The 20,295-nt window shown below is 64.8% G+C and carries 21 protein-coding genes; 12 read left to right on the top strand and 9 right to left on the bottom strand.

Annotated elements, in window-relative coordinates:
• Positions 1-5: 5 nt before the first annotated feature.
• Entirely contained in the window at positions 6-1,175 is a 1,170-nt protein-coding gene (locus tag TSB10GB4_RS10820; RefSeq protein WP_208984679.1) for a GNAT family N-acetyltransferase, read from the bottom strand.
• A gap of 632 nt (positions 1,176-1,807) precedes the next feature.
• Between TSB10GB4_RS10820 and TSB10GB4_RS10815 the strand changes: the two genes are divergently transcribed.
• Positions 1,808-2,011: a hypothetical protein gene (locus TSB10GB4_RS10815; RefSeq protein WP_186395767.1), complete on the top strand. Its 204-nt coding sequence runs from the start codon at positions 1,808-1,810 to the stop codon at positions 2,009-2,011.
• On the opposite strand, the gene TSB10GB4_RS10810 is transcribed toward TSB10GB4_RS10815, so the two are convergent.
• Positions 1,986-2,216, bottom strand: coding sequence for a DUF2842 domain-containing protein (locus tag TSB10GB4_RS10810; protein WP_186395766.1), 231 nt, complete (start codon positions 2,214-2,216; stop codon positions 1,986-1,988). The genes TSB10GB4_RS10815 and TSB10GB4_RS10810 overlap by 26 nt on opposite strands.
• A gap of 208 nt (positions 2,217-2,424) precedes the next feature.
• Between TSB10GB4_RS10810 and TSB10GB4_RS10805 the strand changes: the two genes are divergently transcribed.
• Positions 2,425-3,531 (top strand): COX15/CtaA family protein, encoded by a 1,107-nt coding sequence (locus tag TSB10GB4_RS10805; RefSeq protein WP_186395765.1) that lies wholly within the window; start codon positions 2,425-2,427, stop codon positions 3,529-3,531.
• Between the two features lie 70 nt (positions 3,532-3,601).
• Here TSB10GB4_RS10805 and TSB10GB4_RS10800 read toward each other — a convergent pair whose 3' ends face one another.
• The 4 genes from TSB10GB4_RS10800 to TSB10GB4_RS10785 form a co-directional block, all read right to left on the bottom strand.
• Positions 3,602-4,885 (bottom strand): O-acetylhomoserine aminocarboxypropyltransferase, encoded by a 1,284-nt coding sequence (locus tag TSB10GB4_RS10800; protein WP_186395764.1) that lies wholly within the window; start codon positions 4,883-4,885, stop codon positions 3,602-3,604.
• 124 nt (positions 4,886-5,009) lie between these two features.
• Positions 5,010-5,192, bottom strand: coding sequence for a hypothetical protein (locus tag TSB10GB4_RS10795; protein WP_186395763.1), 183 nt, complete (start codon positions 5,190-5,192; stop codon positions 5,010-5,012).
• 52 nt (positions 5,193-5,244) lie between these two features.
• The gene (locus TSB10GB4_RS10790) at positions 5,245-5,766 is read right to left on the bottom strand and encodes a CoA-binding protein (protein ID WP_186395864.1); all 522 of its coding nucleotides are present in this window, start codon (positions 5,764-5,766) and stop codon (positions 5,245-5,247) included.
• Between the two features lie 17 nt (positions 5,767-5,783).
• Complete coding sequence (locus TSB10GB4_RS10785; protein ID WP_186395762.1) at positions 5,784-6,614, bottom strand: enoyl-CoA hydratase; 831 nt, start codon at positions 6,612-6,614, stop codon at positions 5,784-5,786.
• A gap of 160 nt (positions 6,615-6,774) precedes the next feature.
• On the opposite strand from TSB10GB4_RS10785, the gene TSB10GB4_RS10780 reads away from it, so the two are divergent.
• The 3 genes from TSB10GB4_RS10780 to rpsI all read left to right on the top strand — a co-directional run bounded on the left by TSB10GB4_RS10780 (position 6,775) and on the right by rpsI (position 8,364).
• Positions 6,775-7,188, top strand: coding sequence for a PaaI family thioesterase (locus TSB10GB4_RS10780; protein ID WP_186389535.1), 414 nt, complete (start codon positions 6,775-6,777; stop codon positions 7,186-7,188).
• 228 nt (positions 7,189-7,416) lie between these two features.
• Positions 7,417-7,884: a 50S ribosomal protein L13 gene (rplM, locus tag TSB10GB4_RS10775; protein WP_120268039.1), complete on the top strand. Its 468-nt coding sequence runs from the start codon at positions 7,417-7,419 to the stop codon at positions 7,882-7,884.
• Between the two features lie 3 nt (positions 7,885-7,887).
• Positions 7,888-8,364: a 30S ribosomal protein S9 gene (gene rpsI, locus TSB10GB4_RS10770; RefSeq protein WP_186389534.1), complete on the top strand. Its 477-nt coding sequence runs from the start codon at positions 7,888-7,890 to the stop codon at positions 8,362-8,364.
• A gap of 67 nt (positions 8,365-8,431) precedes the next feature.
• On the opposite strand, the gene TSB10GB4_RS10765 is transcribed toward rpsI, so the two are convergent.
• Positions 8,432-8,854, bottom strand: a complete 423-nt coding sequence (locus TSB10GB4_RS10765; RefSeq protein ID WP_186389533.1) for an Lrp/AsnC family transcriptional regulator — start codon at positions 8,852-8,854, stop codon at positions 8,432-8,434.
• A gap of 187 nt (positions 8,855-9,041) precedes the next feature.
• Between TSB10GB4_RS10765 and rocF the strand changes: the two genes are divergently transcribed.
• Positions 9,042-9,995 (top strand): arginase, encoded by a 954-nt coding sequence (rocF, locus tag TSB10GB4_RS10760; RefSeq protein ID WP_244570887.1) that lies wholly within the window; start codon positions 9,042-9,044, stop codon positions 9,993-9,995.
• Between the two features lie 26 nt (positions 9,996-10,021).
• The gene (gene rocD / locus TSB10GB4_RS10755; RefSeq protein WP_371328892.1) at positions 10,022-11,236 is read left to right on the top strand and encodes an ornithine--oxo-acid transaminase; all 1,215 of its coding nucleotides are present in this window, start codon (positions 10,022-10,024) and stop codon (positions 11,234-11,236) included.
• Between the two features lie 48 nt (positions 11,237-11,284).
• On the opposite strand, the gene TSB10GB4_RS10750 is transcribed toward rocD, so the two are convergent.
• Positions 11,285-11,812 (bottom strand): DUF6653 family protein, encoded by a 528-nt coding sequence (locus TSB10GB4_RS10750; RefSeq protein WP_208984677.1) that lies wholly within the window; start codon positions 11,810-11,812, stop codon positions 11,285-11,287.
• A 236-nt stretch (positions 11,813-12,048) separates the two neighbouring features.
• Positions 12,049-13,854 (bottom strand): alpha/beta hydrolase, encoded by a 1,806-nt coding sequence (locus tag TSB10GB4_RS10745; RefSeq protein WP_186395759.1) that lies wholly within the window; start codon positions 13,852-13,854, stop codon positions 12,049-12,051.
• 228 nt (positions 13,855-14,082) lie between these two features.
• On the opposite strand from TSB10GB4_RS10745, the gene TSB10GB4_RS10740 reads away from it, so the two are divergent.
• The 5 genes from TSB10GB4_RS10740 to recJ all read left to right on the top strand — a co-directional run bounded on the left by TSB10GB4_RS10740 (position 14,083) and on the right by recJ (position 20,217).
• On the top strand, positions 14,083-14,541 hold the full coding sequence (locus tag TSB10GB4_RS10740; RefSeq protein WP_186395758.1) for a hypothetical protein: 459 nt from the start codon (positions 14,083-14,085) through the stop codon (positions 14,539-14,541).
• A gap of 195 nt (positions 14,542-14,736) precedes the next feature.
• Positions 14,737-15,954 carry an LL-diaminopimelate aminotransferase gene (locus TSB10GB4_RS10735; RefSeq protein WP_186389528.1) on the top strand — a complete coding sequence of 406 codons (1,218 nt, stop codon included), beginning with the start codon at positions 14,737-14,739 and terminating at the stop codon, positions 15,952-15,954.
• Positions 15,955-16,005: 51 nt separating this feature from the next.
• On the top strand, positions 16,006-17,328 hold the full coding sequence (locus TSB10GB4_RS10730) for a homoserine dehydrogenase (RefSeq protein WP_186395757.1): 1,323 nt from the start codon (positions 16,006-16,008) through the stop codon (positions 17,326-17,328).
• A 37-nt stretch (positions 17,329-17,365) separates the two neighbouring features.
• A complete protein-coding gene (gene glpX, locus TSB10GB4_RS10725) occupies positions 17,366-18,364 on the top strand; it encodes a class II fructose-bisphosphatase (RefSeq protein WP_186389526.1) in 999 nt (332 codons plus the stop codon).
• A gap of 23 nt (positions 18,365-18,387) precedes the next feature.
• Complete coding sequence (gene recJ, locus TSB10GB4_RS10720; RefSeq protein ID WP_186395756.1) at positions 18,388-20,217, top strand: single-stranded-DNA-specific exonuclease RecJ; 1,830 nt, start codon at positions 18,388-18,390, stop codon at positions 20,215-20,217.
• The last annotated feature ends 78 nt before the right edge of the window (positions 20,218-20,295 follow it).

Below are 20,295 nucleotides of genomic sequence, written 5' to 3'. Positions count from 1 at the left end.
CTGCGTCAGCCCTTCAGTCTGCGCATCATCCGTACCGCCTGCCACAGCTTGGGCGAACTGCGGATCCGCCGTTTGAAGGCGCGCATCTGCTTGACGCCGTTCTGTGCGATATAGCCCTTGATCGTCACCGGAATTTCGACGTCCATCAGGACTTCCTTGTCCGCCCAGGCCGTCTTGTACCGTTCTGCGCCGAGGCCGAAGTCGAACGTGTGGGCGCCCAGGCGGCAGGCATCTGCAATCACATGGTTGAGCAGGATATCGCCGGGGCTGCAGGCGGCGACGTCCTCGTCGATGCTGTTGGTATAGGCGTGGTAGCGGCCATATTGCAGGCCGCACAGATAGGTCGCCCGAATCCGCCCGCCAGCTTCCAGGGCATGGATGGTCACGTGCTCGGAGCGATCGCGGATCGCGCTTGTGATCTGATCGGCGAGGAACCCTCTGACATCCGCCGGCTCGAAGACGTTGGGAATGCCGTGCGTGGCTTGACGGGCGCTGCGTTGCGCAACCAGCGTGTCGAGGAAGTGCAGGGCCGTTTCCGTGTCGACCGCCTTGCGCCAGGCCAAGCCTCCCAGTTCCGCGAGCTTCTTTTCCTTGATCCTGAGCTTCTTGCGGGCGCTGGAACTCCGGCGTTCCTTGTAGAGCGTGTCGAAGTCGGCCTTGAGCGGGAAAGCATGAACCGCGTTCAGGCTTTCGATCGCGGTGCGGTCTATCAACGGATGAACCCGCTCGTCCAGGGTGGCGGGAATGTACTTGAGGTCGAACAGGTCGATCCGGTGTTCGCGCCCGATGCGCAGGAGCGCGCGGTGCAGGCTCTTGCCATGGATGCCCGCGAACACGTCGCGGCGCCAAAGGCCACTGTTCTGATTGCCGTGAAAGTCGCCGAGGAACCGGCCGAGACGCAAGGTGCCGCCGAAGATCTTCATCACTCCAAGCGGCAACAGGAAGCCGGGCTCGCCGTCAATCTCGCCGAGGACGATGATCGGCTCGATGCCGCGCGCGCGCCCGACGTGGTCGTACCACGACGCGAGCCAGTCATAACTCGTGAACAGCGTACCGAAGGCGTTTTCTTCGAGATGGCGCCAAGCGCAGGCCGCCTCCGCCGGATCGCGAAGGGCACGCACGGAAAATTCGCCGTTCTCGAGCATGGCATCCAGCCTCATCGCCTGAAGGTCCATCTGATCCCAGTCATTCGACTGGAGCAACCCGACCGGCCTGACCATCGTCTCCCCCAGATTCGCGATGCTCTCGTTGCTGCTGCCCCGATGGCATTCTCATTCGATTGCCAGTTTCACTAGCAAGGAGTTCTAAAGAAACCGTCGATATGCCGCTCCCAGTTGAAAAAGCTGGCGACTGTCACCGGCTTCAGGCGGTTGTCAAAACATGGATCTGCAGCGTCACCTGCTGGCTGGACGCTGTAAGCTGCTGCATTGGAGCGGGAGCGGCCACCTGCTGCCGCCACTGACTGGCGGGCGAGGTGTGATCTTTACTTGCACAGCGTGTGACCTTCTGGCGCGCCGCGTCAGTTCCCCCAAATGCCCGTCTCACCGTCACATCGGAGTTTCTGGACCATACGATCCGCCAGATACGTGCTGCCGGTATGGAGATCGTGCCGCTGGAGACCGCCGTGGCACGCATGCAGGAGCCGGACAGCGGGGGCGCGTTTCGCCGCGCTGACCTTCGACGACGGGTATCGCGACAATCTCGTCCACGCCTGACCGGTGCTGAAGCGCCACTCTGCACCCTTCACCATCTTCGTGGCGTCCGGTTTGTCGACCGCAGGTCCGGGATCTGGGGGGACTCGCAGCGGTTGGAACTGGAACTGCGCCGGCTGGCATCTATCCACGGCGTCGACCTGCCGGCCCTGGCCGAGGAACTGATCCTGAGCTGGGACGAGTTGCGCGAGATTCTGCGCGGTCCGCTGTTTTCAGTAGGCGCTCGCACCCACGACCATTATGCGCTGACGCGCGAGCGCCTGCGCGACACGATCAATCCGCATCCCGCCTGCGGCTGATCCGGAAGCCGTGCTCCATCCACCAGATGATGGCGCCGGCAGGGAGCGTCCAGGCAATTCCAGCAATCCCGAAATACAGGAGCTGCATGGCGAGCGAGGCGTGCTGCAACGTCATGTCGCCAATGACCATCGCCACGAAGGCATAGACGATCACGAAAGTGACCAGCACCAGCATGCCGATGAATTTGCGCAGCGGATTTCGCATCTGCTCTCCGGATCGGTGGGGAAGCGGCCTGTCGCCCGCACCCAATCGCAAGGGGTAGGCCAAGCGTCCAAACGATATGTTCTGAGTGCATGTGTCACAGCGACCCCTGCCGTCAAGACCTTGTCTTTCGCCGCCCATGCCTATAACCCCGCTCAGTCTCGCGGTGCCGCTGGCGCCGTTCCTTCATTTGACGATATGGTGCCTCCCCATGTCCGACACGACGGCAGCCTCGCTCGGCGCTCCGATGGATGACGCCAACGCTCGCATCGCGGCCGACCGCCGGGCGATCCGGCTCTGGCTCTATGCGATCTGCGTGCTGATCTTCGCCATGATTGTCGTCGGCGGCGCGACCCGTCTTACCGATAGCGGCCTGTCGATCACCGAGTGGAAGCCGATCCACGGCGTCATTCCGCCGCTTTCCGTTGCCGAGTGGGAGGAGGAACTGGAGAAGTATCGCCAGATCCCCGAATACCAGCTCATCAACAAGGGCATGTCGCTGGACGAGTTCAAGTTCATCTTCTGGTGGGAGTGGGGACATCGCCTGCTCGGCCGGGTGATCGGCCTTGCCTTCTTCGTGCCTCTCGTATGGTTCTGGTGGCGCGGGCGCATCGAAAAATGGCTGCTGCCCTGGCTGGTCGGGGGCTTCGTACTCGGCGGCATGCAGGGCGTCGTCGGTTGGTGGATGGTGGTCTCCGGGCTTGCCGAGCGTGTCGACGTCAGCCAGTACCGCCTTGCCACCCATCTGACGCTTGCCTGCCTGATCTTCATCTATCTCTTCGCGCTCGCCCGCTATCTCGCGCTGGTTCCGGTCGATCGCGAGGCCGCCGCCCGGCCGCAAGGGGCGCGGCCCTTCGTGGGAACGGCAAAGCTCCTGCTGGCCCTGCTGGTGCTGCAGATCTTCCTCGGTGGTCTGGTGGCCGGGCTCAAGGCCGGGCTTTCCTTCAACACCTGGCCGCTGATGGACGGCGCCCTCATCCCCTCCGGCCTGTGGCTTATGACGCCGGCCTGGATCAATCACTTCGAGAACGTGCTGACCGTGCAATTCCAGCACCGCCTGACCGCTTATCTGATCGTCGGATTCGCGCTATGGGCCATGTGGGCGGTCTATCGCTGCGAAACCGCCCGCCATCTGCGCGGCGCGGCGCATGCCGTGCTGGTCGTCCTCCTCGTCCAGATGGTCATCGGCATCGCCACCTTGCTTGGCCATGTGCCGTTCTGGCTGGCGCTTACCCATCAGGGCTTCATCGTCGCGGTGATGATCGCCGCCGTGGAGTTCTGGGTGCGGGCGCGTTTCAGCGAGGCCCTTCGCACCTGATGGTGCCGGCGCAGATATGAAAAAGCCGGGCGACATGCCCGGCTTTTCCGTTCTTCACACCGCTTTTCGATCAGACCGCGGCCAGTGCCTGGTCGAGATCGGCAATGATGTCCTCGACATCCTCGATGCCGATCGACAGACGGACGACGTCCGGACCGGCACCGGCCGCCGTCTTCTGCTCGTCGGTGAGCTGACGGTGAGTGGTCGAAGCCGGATGGATGATCAGCGAGCGCGTATCGCCGATATTGGCGAGATGCGACAGGATCTGGCAGTTGGAAACGAGCGCGACGCCCGCCTCGTAGCCGCCCTTGACCCCGAAGGTGAAGACCGCACCTGCACCCTTCGGCATGTATTTCTGCTGTTTGGCATGGTTGGGGTCGCCCGGCAGGCCGGCATAGGACACCCAGGCGACCTTGTCGTGACCGGCCAGGTGCTGTGCCACCTTCAGCGCGTTGTCGCTGTGGCGCTGCATGCGCAGCGGCAGCGTCTCGATGCCGGTCAGGATCATGAAAGAGTTCATCGGCGAGATCGCCGGACCGAGGTCGCGCAGGCCGAGCACGCGGCAGGCGATGGCGAAGGCGAAGTTGCCGAAGGTCTCGTGCAGCACCATGCCGGAATATTCCGGGCGCGGCTTCGACAGCATCGGATAGCGGTCGGTCGACGACCAGTCGTAGCTGCCACCGTCGACGATCACGCCGCCCATCGAGTTGCCGTGTCCGCCCATGAACTTTGTCAGCGAGTGCAGCACGATGTCAGCGCCGTGCTCGATCGGCCGGCACAGATACGGGGTCGCCAGCGTGTTGTCGACGACGAGCGGGATGTTGCGGGCCTTTGCGACCTTCGAGATCGCCTCGATGTCGACCACGACGCCGCCGGGATTGGCGAGGCTCTCGACGAAGATCGCGCGGGTGCGGTCGTCGATCAGCGCGGCGAAACTCTCCGGATCCTGCGCGTCAGCCCACTTCACTTCCCAGCCAAAGCTCTTGAATGAGTGGTTGAGCTGGTTGATCGAGCCGCCATAGAGCTTGTTGGCGGCGACGATGTTGTCGCCCGGCGTCATCATCGTGTGGAAGGCAAGCAACTGCGCCGAGTGGCCGGACGCCACCGCAAGCGCCGCCGTGCCGCCTTCCAGGGCCGCGACGCGCTCTTCCAGAACAGCCGTCGTCGGATTGGTGATACGGGTGTAGATGTTGCCGAAGGCCTGCAGCCCGAACAGCGACGCGGCATGGTCGACATCGTCGAAGACGAAGGACGTGGTCTGGTAGATTGGCGTCACTCGCGCGCCGGTCGACGGGTCGGGCTGCGCGCCGGCATGGATCGCCAGCGTCGAAAAACCGGGAATGCGGTCGCTCATGAATTCCTCCTAGACTGCAAGCGGCGGCATACTGGCCGATGCCCGTGAGGAGGTCAAAGGAAAGCGATTTCGTTTCAGGGATCTGAGGAGAATGGGTTTTGCGAAACGCAGCTCCCCGCGCGCTTCAGTCTCCGTCGCAGCCGCCTGCGTCGGCATCTGATGGGCCCGCGTCATAGCCGATATGATAGGAGCGCTCCCCCCGTCTTCCGGTGGCGATCATCGCGAAGCCGGCGATGACAAGCACCATGATCGCTCCCAACAGGGCGAGCGTAAGGGGGGAGGCAAGGGGGGCGAGCAGCGCTTCCATGCCCTCCTTTTAGGGGAGGGAGGGAAAGATTCCCTGAATCTCGCCGTTAGCTTCAGTCCTTCCGCAGCCCGCGGTGCTGGAAGCCGCCTTTCAAGGCCGGACGCTTTGCCGACAGGGTGCGGGAATTGACGCCGGTCCAGCCGATTTCGCCCGACAGGCGGCCATACTCAATCTTCGGGCAGCGGTTCATGACGACGCGTACGCCGGCGGCCTCCGCCAGGCTGGCCGCTTCGTCGTTTCTGACCGAAAGCTGCATCCAGATGACTTTGGGGAGAGGGGATAGCTGCAGCGCTTCCTGCGTCACGGCGAGCGCGGCGTCCGAATTGCGGAAGACGTCGACCATGTCGATGGGCGATGGCACGTCCGCGAGGCTGGCATAGACCTTCTGCCCGAGGATCTCCTTGCCGGCATGACCGGGGTTGATCGGGAAGACCTCGTAGCCCTTCGACAGCATGTATTTCAGCACGAAATAGGAAGGCCGGACGGCGTTGGGGCTCGCGCCGACCATGGCGATGGTCCTCACGTCGTCGAGGATCGCCCGGATATACGCATCCGGATAGGTGTCGTGCTGGATCTTGCTCACGGTCTCTCTCACTCGCCGCTCCACTGGGGCGTCCGCTTTTCGATGAAGGCGCCGATGCCTTCCTCCGCATCGCGGGCCAGCATGTTCTCCACCATGACCTGGGCGCAATGGCGATAGGCGTCGGCGAGCGACATCTCCGCCTGGGCGTAGAAGGCTTCCTTGCCGACCTTCAGCGTCAGCGGCGACTTGGAGGCGATGGTCTCCGCGTATTTCGCCGTCACCTGGGCGAGGTAATCGGCCGGCACGACCCGGTTGACGAGGCCGAATTCGCGCGCTGTCGAGGCGTCGATGATCTCGCCGGTGAGCAGCATCTCCATCGCCTGCTTGCGCGAGACGTTGCGCGACAGGGCCACCATGGGAGTGGAACAGAACAGGCCGATATTGACGCCGGGCGTGCAGAAGCGGGCGCGGTCGCTGGCGATCGCCAGGTCGCAGGACGCGACAAGCTGAAGCCCCGCAGCGGTTGCCATGCCGTCGACCTCGGCGATCACCGGCTTGGGGTGCGTGACGATGGTCTGCATCAGCCGGGCGCAGCGGTTCATCACCTCGGTGAAATAGATGCGGCCGCGATCCGAGTGACTGCGGGCGGCGGTCATCTCCTTGAGATCGTGTCCGGCGCAGAAGACGTTTCCTTCCGCCCGCAGCAGGATGACCCGGACCGCCGTTTCCTCGGCCGCCGCATCAAGCGCATCCTGCAGCGCCGCCATCATCTCTTCGGACAGCGAGTTGCGCCGCTGAGGCCGGTTCAGCGTCAGCCGCAGCACGCCGCCGGACAGGTCCCGGGCAATCGGTCCGCTCTCGCTGGTTGCTGCCGCTTCGGCGGCTATCGCATCGGTCATGGCGCTTTCTCCCTGTTTACCCTCGTTATAGGGCAAGCCGCAGGCCCGACAAAGCGGACCTTCGTTGCCCCTGGGACTTGTCGCCTTTTCCGGCTTACGTTAACGAAAGCGTCAAAAGAGAAAGATCCCCAGGGAAGGAACGCAATCCGTGCAGCCGATCATGACCGTCGCCGAGCTCAACGTCTTTCTGGATCGAGAGTTTCCGCAGATCCATGCGGACGGCCGCATCTACGAAATCGAGGCGGTGACGCCGGGCGAGGCGGTCTTGTCCGTGAAGGCTACGGACAAGCATCTGCGGCCCGGGGGAACGATCTCTGGGCCGACCATGATGGCGCTCGCCGATCTCGCCGCCTATGCGGTGATCCTGGCGCATATTGGTCCCGTCGCGCTGGCCGTCACCACCAATCTCAACATGAATTTCCTGCGCAAACCCGAACCCGGCGACCTTGTCGGCACCTGTCGGCTGCTGAAGCTCGGCAAGCGCCTTGCCGTCACCGAATGCGGCATTGCCGGCCGGGCAGGGGGCGACCTGGTGGCCCACGCAACAGCCACCTACTCGATTCCGCCCCGCTGACGGGCGGAAAAGCCTTCGATTTTGTGTGGTATATATATACCGTTTTTCTAATCCATTGTTTTTAATGATATATTTTTGGCGATGGCGTTTTTAAGTGCATTGACAGTGCCTGCGAAGCCGCGTACATCCTCCGCCGACAGGAAGCGGGCCCGTTTCGGGGCCCGTTTTGCTTGACCTCGGGTGATCCGCACTGATCGCGGCGCCCGCGACCAAAGACGGACCACAGCGATGAAGACCTATTCTGCCAAGACGGCCGAGGTCGAGAAGAAGTGGATCTTGATCGACGCAGAAGGCGTTGTCGTCGGCCGCCTGGCCGCCTTCATCGCCAATACGCTGCGCGGGAAGACCAAGCCGACCTTCACGCCTCATATCGACTGCGGTGACAATGTCATCGTGATCAACGCCGACAAGGCGGTGCTGACCGGCAAGAAGTACTACGACAAGAAGTACTACTGGCACACCGGCTTCCCCGGCGGCATCAAGGAGCGCACCGCCCGCGCCATTCTCGAGGGTCGTTTCCCCGAGCGTGTGCTTGAGCAGGCTGTGAAGCGCATGATGCCGGGTGGTCCGCTGAGCCGCGCCCAGCTCAAGAATCTCCGGATCTATTCCGGTGCCACGCATCCGCATGAGGCCCAGTCGCCGGTTCCGGTCGACTTCAAGGCTTTCAACGCGAAGAACGACGGAAAGAGGGCCTAATCCATGGCTGAGCTCCAGTCCCTCGAAGATCTCGGCGGCGCTCTGGGCACTGCCCAGGCCGAAGCCCCGGTGCATGTCCAGAAGCTGGACGCCCAGGGCCGCGCCTATGCCACCGGCAAGCGCAAGGACGCCATCGCGCGCGTCTGGATCAAGCCCGGCACCGGCAAGATCACCATCAACAAGAAGGACTACTCCGCGTATTTCGCGCGTCCGGTCCTTCAGATGATCCTGCGCCAGCCGATCGTCCTGACCAACCGCGACGGCCAGTATGACGTCATCGCCACCGTGTCCGGCGGCGGTCTGTCCGGCCAGGCCGGCGCGCTGCGCCACGGCATCTCCAAGGCTCTGACCCATTACGAGCCGGAGTTGCGCGGCATCCTCAAGAAGGAAGGCTTCCTGACCCGCGACAGCCGCGTCGTGGAGCGCAAGAAGTACGGTCGCCGGAAGGCGCGCCGGAGCTTCCAGTTCTCCAAGCGCTGATCTTTACCGATCACCTTGCGATATTCGACGGCCCGCCCTTGGCGGGCCGTTTGCGTTTGAGGTTGGGTCACCCTTTGCGTGACGACAACAGGATGCTGGTTTCGGAACCGGCGATGCCGTCGAGCAAGCGGACGGTGGAGAGCAGCCGATCGAATGCCTCCAGCGTGTCGGTTTCCAATTCCGCGACCACATCCCAGCGACCGTTGGTCGTGTGCAGCGCGCGGACTTCCGGAAAGCCCTGCAGTCGCCGCACCACCGATTCCGCCCGGTGCCCCTCCACCTCGATCATCATGATCGCCCGCACCCGCCCGCCAGCCTCATGGCTGCGCAGGCGTACGGTGAAACCCTGGATGACCCCCGTTTCCGTCAGTCGGTCGATGCGCGCCTTCACCGTTGCCCGCGACACGCCGAGATCGGCCGCAAGCGAGGCGACAGGAAGCCTCGCGTCGTGGCGCAACAAGGCAATGAGTCGGCGGTCCAGGTCGTCCATCTTATCACTTTGCTAGGCAGATCTTCTCAGATCGTCGGATCATACCGACAATCTGACGAATTTTCACCTGTTCGCTCACTCTTCATGCGGACATCATCCATCCTGAGCTACGCTGTTGCTGACAGCCGCCGGATTCAATCGCCCGGCGGATCCTTGATGGATGAGACAGCAGGCAGGAGACAGACGCATGTCGACCGACAGGACACAGCCGATCGCGCTTCTTGGCGTACCGCTGGAGGCGGGCACGGGTCGACGCGGCGCGGCGATGGGGCCGGCTGCCCTGCGCGTCGCGGGGCTCGCCGAGCGGCTCGAGGCACTCGGCTGGTCCGTCAAGGATTTCGGCGACGTGACGCCGCTTGCCCTCAAGACGATTGCTCCGCTTCACCTGCCGGGCAAGGCGCATGTGCCGGACGTGGTCGCCTCCTGGGTGCGGCCGCTGGCGTGCGAGGCGCGGCGCCTGTGCGACGAGGGCTATCTGCCGGTGTTCATGGGCGGCGACCATTCGCTCTCCATGGGATCGCTGTCGGGCGTCGCCAGCTACTGGCAGGAGAAGGGGCGGCCGCTCTATGTGCTCTGGCTGGACGCCCATGCCGATTTCAACACGCCGTCCATCTCGCCCTCCGGCAATCTGCACGGCATGTCGCTGGCGCTCGCTGCCGGCGAGGGGGAGTTGTTCCCCGTGATGGGGGACGCTCCCCGGGCGGTCGTGGATCCGTCCCGCATGTGCGTCTTCGGCGCCCGGTCGATTGATCCGCAGGAGCGCGAACTGCTGCGCCGCCGTGGTGTCACCGTTTGCGACATGAGGCAGATCGACGAGAACGGCGTCTCCCTTCTTATGCGTGACTTCCTGAAGAAAATCAGTCAAGACCACGGCGTTCTTCACGTATCGCTTGATGTGGACTTCCTCGATCCCGGCATTGCGCCCGGCGTCGGAACCACAGTGCCGGGCGGCGCCACCTATCGCGAGGCGCATCTGGTGATGGAACTGCTGGAGGATGCCGGCGTCACCGTGTCGCTCGACATCGTCGAACTCAACCCTTTCCTCGACGAACGCGGCCGCAGTGCCATCGCGCTTGCCGAACTGGTCGCCAGCCTCTTCGGCCAGGACGTCATGGACCGCCCGACCCAGGCTTTTGCCTGACGCTGCCCCAATCAATGGAGACGAATGTGACCCGCCTGCCCGAAGACTATATCGCCGCCGAACACCAGCTCGGAGCGCATAACTACAAGCCGATCGACGTCGTGCTCACCCGCGGTGAGGGCGTCTGGCTGTGGGACGTCGACGGCAACCGCTACATGGATTGCCTTGCGGCCTATTCGGCGGTCAACCAGGGGCATTGCCACCCGAAGATTCTTGCGGCCATGACCGAACAGGCAGCGAAGTTGACGCTGACCTCGCGCGCCTTCCGCAACGACCAACTGGCGCTTCTCTACGAAGATCTGGCAAGGCTCACGGGAGCCCACAAGATCCTGCCGATGAACTCCGGCGCCGAAGCCGTGGAAAGCGCCGTCAAGGCGGTGCGGAAATGGGGATATGAGGTCAAGGGCGTACCGCGGGAGAAGGCCGAGATCATCGTCTGCGCCAATAACTTCCATGGCCGTACCCTCGGCATTGTCGGCTTCTCGACCGATCCGGTGGCGCGTACCGGCTTCGGCCCCTTTGCGCCGGGGTTCCGCGTCGTACCCTTCGGCGATGCCGATGCGTTGGAACAGGCGATCACCCCGAACACCGTCGCTTTCCTCGTCGAGCCGATCCAGGGCGAGGCCGGCATCCTGATCCCGCCGGCCGGCTATTTCGCCCGTGCCCGCGAGCTCTGCACCGCGCATAACGTCACGCTGATCCTCGACGAGATCCAGACGGGACTGGGGCGGACCGGCAAGTTGCTGGCCGAGGAACACGAAGGCATCGAAGCGGACGTCACGCTGGTCGGCAAGGCGCTGTCCGGCGGCTTTTATCCGGTCTCGGCCGTGCTCTCCAATTCGGAAGTGCTGGGCGTCCTGCAGCCGGGCGAGCATGGCTCGACCTTCGGCGGCAATCCGCTTGCCTGTGCCGTTGCTCGTGCCGCGCTTCGGGTGCTGGTCGAGGAAGGCATGATCGAAAACGCCGAAAGGCAGGGGCAGCGCTTCATCGAGGGCCTGCGCTCGATCCGCTCCAACGCGGTGCGCGACGTGCGCGGGCGCGGCCTGATGCTGGCCGTCGAGCTTCATCCCGAGGCTGGCGGCGCGCGCGGCTATTGCGAGGAACTGAGGGCCCAGGGGATCCTGGCGAAGGACACCCACGACCATACGATCCGCATCGCCCCGCCGCTGGTGATCACGGCCGACCAGGTCGACTGGGCGCTGCAGCGCTTCGACACGGTGCTGACGCGCGCCGCCCACTGAAGCGGCTGCGTGCCAGCGCGTGTTGGCGGCCCTGAACGAGGTGAACGGTCACGATGCCGTGCGGCGATCGAGATCCTGGCGCGAGGCGTTGTCGTTGTCGGGAACGACAGTCCAGGAACGATAGACCGGATGGGCGTCGCGCATCCGGTCGTAGAGCGCCACCATGCCTGCAAGGAACGCGATCTTCGCCACGTAGGTCACGATAGTGCCGGCGATGAGCACCGGCAGGTTCTGTGTGAAGGCGCCCCACATGCCCATCGCGAAGCCGACCGCAGTCGCCAGCGACAGCAGGATGGCTCTGCGGTTGTCGTCGGTCGGGATCGGGACCACGGCCCGGTTGAGCCACACCCGCTCGCCGAAGGTGGCGCGTGCGTGCCAGGTGTTCAGCCGGCGTGGCGGAGGAAAGATGCGCGGGTTGAGCCACAGCCACAGACAGACGGTGGCGATCGACAGGCCGGCCAGCGGCCAGCCGAACCAGCCATGCGACCAGACGGCGAGATAGAGCAGGGGCAGGGTGGCAAAGCGAGTCCACACGCTCCAGCCGCTCGCGTGCCGGAGCCAAACGTCCGCATCCATGCCAAGCATCCGCAGGCGTCCGGCATTCATCGGCCGATAGACCGAATAGCGCCCCGATCTCGGCCGTGGTCTGGCCTGTTGCCGCATCTCTCGCATCTCTCGCGGACCCGGCCGGCTGGCCCCTGTCAGGGGATGCGCGGGTGCGGGTCAAGCGTTTCCTCAAGCCCGGAAGTCTAGCGCAGGTGGCCGCCGCGTGCCACCGGTGATGCCCGATATGGTTTCGAAAAGCTGCAGCTTCAGGAAAGCGTCTTGACGTAGCTGCCCGGTGCATCCTCGATGATCTTGACCCTGTTGGCGCCGGGTTTGCGGGCTTTTGCGGTATTGCCGTCGAGCTTGCGGATCCAGCCGTCCCAATGTGGCCACCACGACCCGGGGTGCTCCTTCGCCTTGGCGAGCCAGTCCTCGTAGACCCCCTTGGGGCGCGCGCCGGTCCAATATTGGTACTTGTTCCTGGCGGGTGGATTGACGACGCCTGCAATGTGCCCGGATCCCGACAGCACATAATCGACAGGTCCACCGAAGCACTGCGATCCGACGAACACCGATTGCGGCGGAGCGATATGGTCCTCGCGGGTGGCAAGGTTGTAGATCGGGATCTTCACCTTGCCGAGGTCGAGCTTTTCGCCGCCAATCTCCATCGTGCCCTTGCTGAGCCGATTTTCCAGGTAGCAGTTGCGCAGGTAGAATGAGTGGTTCGCCGCCGGCATGCGGGTGGAATCGGAGTTCCAGTACAGCAGGTCGAAGGGGAAGGGCTCGCGGCCCTTCAGATAGTTGTTGACCACATAGGGCCAGATCAGGTCGTTGGAGCGCAACAGGTTGAAGGCCGAGGCCATTTTCGAGCCTTCAAGATACCCCTTCTCCCCCATGCGCCGCTCCAGCGCCTGGATCTGCTCTTCGTCGACAAAGACCTTCAGGTCGCCCGCATGGGTGAAATCCACCTGCGTGGTGAAGAAGGTGGCGCTGGCAATGCGATCATCGCCCGTTGCCGCCATATAGGCGAGCGTCACGCCCAGCAGCGTACCGCCGACGCAATAGCCGATGGCGTTCACCTGCTCCTCGCGCGTCGCCTTTCGGATCACGTCGAGCGATTCCAGAATGCCCTCGCGCATATAGTGCTCGAAGCTTTTCTGCGCTTGTTTCTCGTTGGGATTCACCCAGGAGATGACGAAGACCGTGTGTCCCTGGTCCACCGCCCATTTGATGAACGACTTCTCGGGGGTCAGGTCGAGGATGTAGTACTTGTTGATCCAGGGTGGCACGATCAGCAGCGGCCGCTTCAACACCGTCTCGGTCGTCGGCGTGTACTGGATCAACTGGCGCACGTCGTTCTGCGCGATGACCTTGCCCGGCGTCAGCGCCAGGTTGGTGCCGACGCGGAACTTGGTCGGATCGGACTGGCGGATCTTCAAGTCGCCCTTGCCGGCCTCGATATCCTCGGCCAGCAGCTTCATGCCGCGCACGAGGTTCTCGCCGTTCGACTCCAGCGTTTCGCGCAGCAGTTCCGGATTGGTCAGCACGAAATTCGACGGCGACAGCGCATTGGCGATCTGCTTGACATAGAAATCCGCCTTGTGGCGGGTGTGCTCATCGAGATCCGCCGCCTCGACCACCATCTGCTCGGCCCATTGCGAGGTGATGAGATAGAGCTGCTTCACGAAATCGAAGAACTGGTTCTCGCTCCATTCCGGATCGCCGAAGCGCTTGTCGCGCGGGTCCGGGCTCGCGGCGGGGGCGGCCTGCTCTCCCATCATTCGCTTCAGGGACGAGTTCCACAGGTCGATATATTTGCCCCAGAGCCGCGTCTGCGCTTCCAGCGCACGCTGCGGGTCGGACATCCAATATTCGCCGACCTGCGCCAGGGTCTTGAAGATCACCGTCAGTTCGTCGCTGGTCTCGGGCTTGATCTCGCCCTTTTCGCGCGGCTCCACATAGGCCGCCATGGCGCGCCCGGCATTCTCGATGATGCGTCCCAGGTTCTGCGCAAAAGCCTCCGGATTCTTGACGATATATTGCAACAGCGGACTGGTCTTCTCGTCAGTCATCCCTGGCGTATCCTCCACTTCGGGTCCCGGTCGTCTTTGTGTCCGCAACCCAGGCGGGTCTTGGCGGACCTCATTTGCGGCCTTCGTTTGCACCCCGTGTCCGCTTGACCCCATAATAGTTCTTCATGACGCAAGACTGACAAGTTGGACAAGGCGCTTACAATGTCGTACGTCCCGGTCAGCTTGCAAGCGGTGACATTCGCGAAATTCGTGCAGGACCACGGTTACATGCGTGCAACGGTCTTCACCACTGTTTTGACCTCGGCGCTTCTCGCCGGGTGCGCCTATGCGCCCTCCGGTACGCTGGTCGACGCTCTGGAGCCGGAAGGCGTCTCCCGCAGCGGCCTGATGGCGCCCGCGACCACTGCGCGTGTACCCTCGCCGGAGGTCGCGATCCCCGCTACGAGCCTGCCGGCCGCGACGCCTCCGGTCGCCTACGGGCCGACGGGGACGATCGAAGGGGTGGGGCAGGGCGCTGCGGTTGCGGCGCCGATCCGCAGCCCCGATGGGCTGCTCACCGAGGATGCGGCGGCGGCAACCCGGACCCGTCTCCAGGAGATTGCCCGCTCGCGCGGCGGGGCATCCCGTCCGGCAAACGCCAGTAGCGTCATCCAGCTCAAGAAGCTTGGCGAAAGCCACGGTGCCCGTGCCATTTCCGAGATCGAGGCGGACGGCAGCAGCGATTGATCCCGCTTCGTAAGGCAGCCGGCGTCTTCGGTCGCAGCAGGCGCGGATATTTTGGCGCGCAGGCCTTTTTGCCGATGCGCGGCGGCGCGGCCACTGGTATGTAGCCGGCGTTCGGCGTCGTGCACAGGCCGATGCCGCATATGCGCCCGGACGAGAGGCGCGCGCAGACCACGCTTTGCGGGTGAGGATTGGACCATGGAAGAGTTCTACCAGACGCGGCGCTTGCCGCCCTATGTCTTCGAACAGGTCAACCGGCTCAAGGCGAAGGCACGCGCGGCAGGCGCAGATATCATCGATCTCGGCATGGGCAATCCTGACCTGCCGACGCCCAAGCACATCGTCGACAAGCTCACCGAGACCGTCCAGAATCCCCGGACCCATCGCTATTCGGCGTCCAAGGGCATTCCCGGGTTGCGGCGGGCGCAGGCGGCCTATTACGAGCGCCGGTTCGGGGTGAAGCTCAACCCGGAGACCCAGGTCGTCGCGACCCTCGGCTCCAAGGAAGGCTTCGCCAACATGGCGCAGGCGATTTCCGCGCCGGGCGATGTGGTGCTGGTGCCCAATCCCAGCTATCCGATCCACGCCTTCGGCTTCCTGATGGCCGGCGCGGTGCTGCGATCGATCCCGTCCGAGCCCGGACCGGAGGTGTTTCACGCGTTGGAGCGGGCGCTGATCCATTCGGTCCCCAAGCCGATCGCGATGATCCTGTGCTATCCGGCCAATCCGACGGCCTATGTGGCCGATATCGAGTTCTACCGCGATGTCGTCGCCTTCGCGAAGAAGCACGACATCTTCGTGCTCTCCGATCTCGCTTATTCGGAGATCTATTTCGGCTCGACGCCGCCGCCCTCGGTCCTGCAGGTGCCGGGTGCCATCGATGTGGCGGTGGAATTCACCTCGCTGTCGAAGACCTTCTCCATGCCCGGCTGGCGGATGGGCTTCGCCGTCGGCAACGAGCGGCTGATCGCCGCACTCGCCCGGGTGAAATCCTATCTCGATTACGGCGCCTTCACGCCGATCCAGGTTGCGGCCTCCGCCGCGCTGAACGGGCCGGACGACTGCATCGTTGCGGCGCGCGAGACCTATCGCAAGCGGCGCGACATCCTGGTCGAGTCCTTCGGCCGCGCCGGGTGGGAGGTGCCCGCGCCGGAAGCGTCCATGTTCGCCTGGGCGCCGATCCCGGAGAAGTTCCGTCACCTCGGTTCGCTGGAGTTCTCCAAGCTGCTGATCGAGCATGCCGACGTCGCCGTCGCCCCCGGTCTCGGTTTCGGTGAGTATGGCGACACCCATGTCCGCATCGCTCTGGTGGAAAACGAGCAGCGCATCCGCCAGGCGGCAAGAAGCTTGCGTCGCTTCCTTGAAACGGCGGACGAAAAATTGCACAACGTCATCCCCATCGGAGCCTCGGGTTAAGGGCGTGTCGCGTCTTGCGGCGCGCCACTCCTCAAACGGATCGCGATCTTCATGAAAGCTGAATTGCGCGTCGGCGTCGCCGGCCTTGGAACGGTTGGTGCCTCTCTCGTCCGCCTGCTTGGCCGCAAGGCAGACACTTTCGCCGCCCGTTGCGGTCGTCCCGTCACCGTCACCGGCGTCTCGGCGCGCGATCGCTCCCGTGATCGCGGCCTCGACCTGTCCGGCATCGTCTGGCATGACCGGCCGGAGGACCTCGCTGTTTCACCGCAGATCGACGTCTTCGTCGAACTGATCGGCGGCGACAGCGGCCCGGCCGAGACGAGTGTCCGCGCCGCTCTGGCCGCCGGCAAGCATGTCGTCACCGCCAACAAGGCGTTGCTCGCCCGCCATGGGGTGGAACTGGCCCGTCTTGCTGAGGAAAACGGCGTCAGCCTTGCCTTCGAGGCGGCGGCAGCCGGCGGCATCCCGGTCATCAAGGCGGTGCGCGAGTCGCTCGCCGGCAACGACATTTCGCGCGTCTATGGCATTCTCAACGGCACCTGCAACTACATCCTGACCCGGATGGAGCAGGAAGGGCTCGACTTCTCCGCATGCCTCGCTGACGCCCAGCGCCTTGGCTATGCCGAGGCGGATCCGACCTTCGACATCGAAGGCTTCGACACGGCCCATAAGCTGGCGCTGCTGACCTCGCTTGCCTTCGGCAGCGAGATCGACATCGATGCAATCTACATAGAGGGCATTTCCTCGATCACCCGCGCCGATATCGAGGCGGCAGGCGAACTCGGCTACCGCATCAAGCTCCTGGGAGTTGCCCAGAAGACCGACAGCGGCATCGAACAGCGCGTGCATCCGACCATGGTACCGCGTGCCTCGGCCATCGCCCGCATCGACGGGGTGCTGAATGCGGTCGCCATCGACGGCGACGCGGTCGGCGAAGTCGTGCTGGTTGGGCCCGGTGCCGGCGGCAACGCCACTGCCTCGGCGGTGCTGGGCGACATCGCCGATATCGCCCGGGGCCTTGCCATTCCTGCTCTCGGCCGCCCGGTCGGCAGGCTCTCGCCCTACAAAGCGGCGCGCATGCGTATGCATGAGGGCGGCTACTACATCCGCCTTGCGGTCTATGACCGTCCCGGCGCCTTCGCCGAGATCGCTCGGATCATGGCCGGCGAGGGAATCTCGCTGGAGTCCATCGTCCAGCGCGACCGAACCCGCCGCGTCGGCGACCAGACCCCGCACGGCGACACTCCGCAACCGGTGATCCTGATCACCTATGAAACCACCGAGGCCGCGGTGAAGCGGGCGCTCGCGACGATCTCCGCGCAGAATGTCGTCGCCGGCACCCCGCAGCTCATCCGCATCGAGAAACTCGGCTGACCGAACCGCCCCGCCAAGCGCCTTTCGAGGAAACCTGATGCCCAGCACCGCAGACCTTCACAGCGAAGCACTCGACCGTATCCTGACCCTGGAGCTCGCCCGCGTCACCGAGCGTGCGGCCGTTGGCGCTGCCCGCCTGCGCGGCCGCGGCGACGAGAAGGCGGCCGACCAGGCCGCGGTCGATGCCATGCGCCGGGAGCTGAACCGCCTGCCGATCGACGGCACGGTGACAATCGGCGAGGGCGAGCGTGACGAGGCGCCGATGCTCTATATCGGCGAGAAGGTCGGCACGGGCGAGGGACCGGAGGTCGACATCGCCCTCGATCCGCTCGAGGGTACGACGATCTGCGCCAAGAACCTGCCGAACTCGCTGGCTGTGATCGCGATGGCGCCGAAGGGCGGTCTGCTCAACGCGCCTGACAGCTATATGGAAAAGATCGCCATCGGTCCGGGCTATCCGGCCAATCTGGTCGATCTCGACGCGCCCGTGGCCGACAACATCAACGCGCTGGCCAAGGCCAAGGGCGTGCCGGTCGCCGAGATCACCGCCTGCGTGCTTGACCGTCCGCGCCATGCCCGGCTGATCGAGGATCTGCGCGCCACCGGCGTCGCGGTGCGTCTGATCGGCGACGGCGACGTGGCCGGCATCATTCATACGACCGATCCGGACGAGACCGGCATCGACATCTACATGGGCATCGGCGGTGCGCCGGAAGGCGTGCTGGCGGCGGCAGCGCTGCGCTGCATTGGCGGCCAGATGCAGGGGCGTCTGGTGATCACCCGCGACGAGCAGGTCGAGCGGGCCCACCGCATGGGCATCGACGACATCCATCGCAAGTACACGATGGAAGAGATGGCGCGCGGCGAGGACGTCCTCTTCGCCGCAACCGGCGTCACCGATGGCAACTTCCTGCAAGGCGTGCGCTTCGGGCGCGGCGAGATCACCACGCACACGGTGGTGATGCGCGCGGCGACGGGTACGGTGCGCTATATCAAGGCGCGCCACACCCAGCTCGACAAGTTCCACCTCGATTGAAGGACGGAGGCCGATCCCGCCAGATGCCCGGCATCGACCAGACCGGCTTGACGGATGACGGGCGCCGCCGCGTTCTCGGCGTTGCCCGCTCCGCCGGTGAGCGGACCTGGCGGGAGCGGCTGACACAGGGGCAGGGCGCGACGGCGCTGGCGATCGCGCAGCGTCTCGGCGTTCCGGAAGTCGTCGCACGGGTGATGGCCGCCCGCGAAGTCCAGCTTGAGGCGGCCGAGCGGTTTCTCGACCCGACCATCAAGGACCTGATGCCGGATCCTCTGTCGTTGCGCGACATGGAACCGGCCGTCGCCCGCGTCGCCGATGCAGTGGCCGCCGGCGCGCGCATCGCGATCTTCGGCGATTACGATGTGGACGGCGCCACCTCGTCCGCGCTGCTGTCGCGCTATCTCGCCGCCCTCGGCATCGCCAGTCGCATCCATATTCCTGACCGCATCATCGAGGGCTACGGTCCCAATGGACCGGCCATCCGCATGCTGCGGGAGGAGGGGGCGGGGCTGCTGGTCTGCGTCGATTGCGGCAGCGTTTCCTTCGAGGCCTTCGCCGAGGCCCGCGCTGTCGGCCTCGATGTGGTGGTGCTCGACCACCATCAGGTCGGGGAGGAACTGCCCGCCACTGCCGCGCTGGTCAACCCGAACCGACAGGACGATCTCTCCGGCCTCGGCCATCTTGCCGCCGTTGGCGTCACCTTCCTCTTTCTCGTCGGACTGAACCGCGAGCTTCGCCGACGCGGCCTTTTCCGTGCAAGACGCGAGCCGGATCTGTTGTCGCTGCTGGATCTCGTCGCCGTCGGCACGGTCTGCGACGTGGTGCCGCTGAAAGGTCTGAACCGCGCCTTTGTGCGCAAGGGACTGCTCGCCATGCATGGCCGGGCCAATGCCGGCCTTGCCGCGCTTGGCGACGTGTCGCGCGTCCACGGCCGGGCGACGCCCTATCACCTCGGCTTCATGATCGGCCCGCGCATCAATGCGGGCGGACGCATCGGCGATGCCGCACTCGGCGCGCGGCTGCTCACCACCGACGATATGGACGAGGCCCGCGCGATCGCCGAGCGGCTCGACGGGTTGAATGCCGAGCGTCAGGCCATCGAGGCGGAAATGCTGCTGGAGGGCGACGCCCAGGCCACGGTCGCCCTTGAGCGGGACGATCCGGCGGTGCTGCTCACCGGGTCGCCGGACTGGCATCCCGGAGTCGTCGGCCTCGTCGCCGCCCGCCTCAAGGAACGCTACCGCCGTCCGGCCTTCGCCATTGCCTATGATGTCGACGGCAAGGGAACCGGCTCCGGACGGTCCATTCCTGGTGTCGACCTTGGCGCCGCCGTACGCCGCGCCGTCGACGAGAGGATCCTGGAAAAGGGCGGCGGGCACGCCATGGCCGCCGGCCTCACCGTACGCCGCGATAGGCTGGACGACCTTGCCGCCTTCATGCAGACAGCCCTTGCCGAGGATGTCGCCGCCGCACGCTCGGCAACGGAGCTGAAGATCGATGGCGCCCTGACGGCGGGAGCGGCCAGTGCCGATCTGCTGCATATGCTGGAGACCGCCGGCCCGTTCGGTGCCGGCCATCCCGAACCGGTCTTCGCCTTTCCCAGCCACCGCATCACCTTCGCCGACACGGTCGGCAAGGGCCACGTCCGCCTGACGCTCGCCGATGGTGGCGGTAGCACGCTGAAGGCCATCGCCTTCAAAGCCGCCGACACACCGCTCGGCCAGGCGATCCTGGGCGGGCGTGGCAGCGCGCTGCACGTTGCCGGGGCGCTATCCCTGGATACCTGGCAGGGCCAGGAGCGGGTGCAACTGCGCGTGATCGACGTCGCTGACCCGCAGCGTTCGAGATTGTAGGCGCATCCGAGGCGGAATCTTCTGCCCATCGGCATTTCCTGCCGTGTTAAGGAAGGCGAAACCCCGCCCGCGCTAGCG

Origin of the sequence: Stappia sp. TSB10GB4, assembly GCF_900185745.1 — a bacterium.
Lineage (GTDB): Bacteria > Pseudomonadota > Alphaproteobacteria > Rhizobiales > Stappiaceae > Stappia.
The sequence above is the reverse complement of the archived record's forward strand: the minus strand, read 5'-3'. Positions and strand labels throughout refer to the sequence as shown.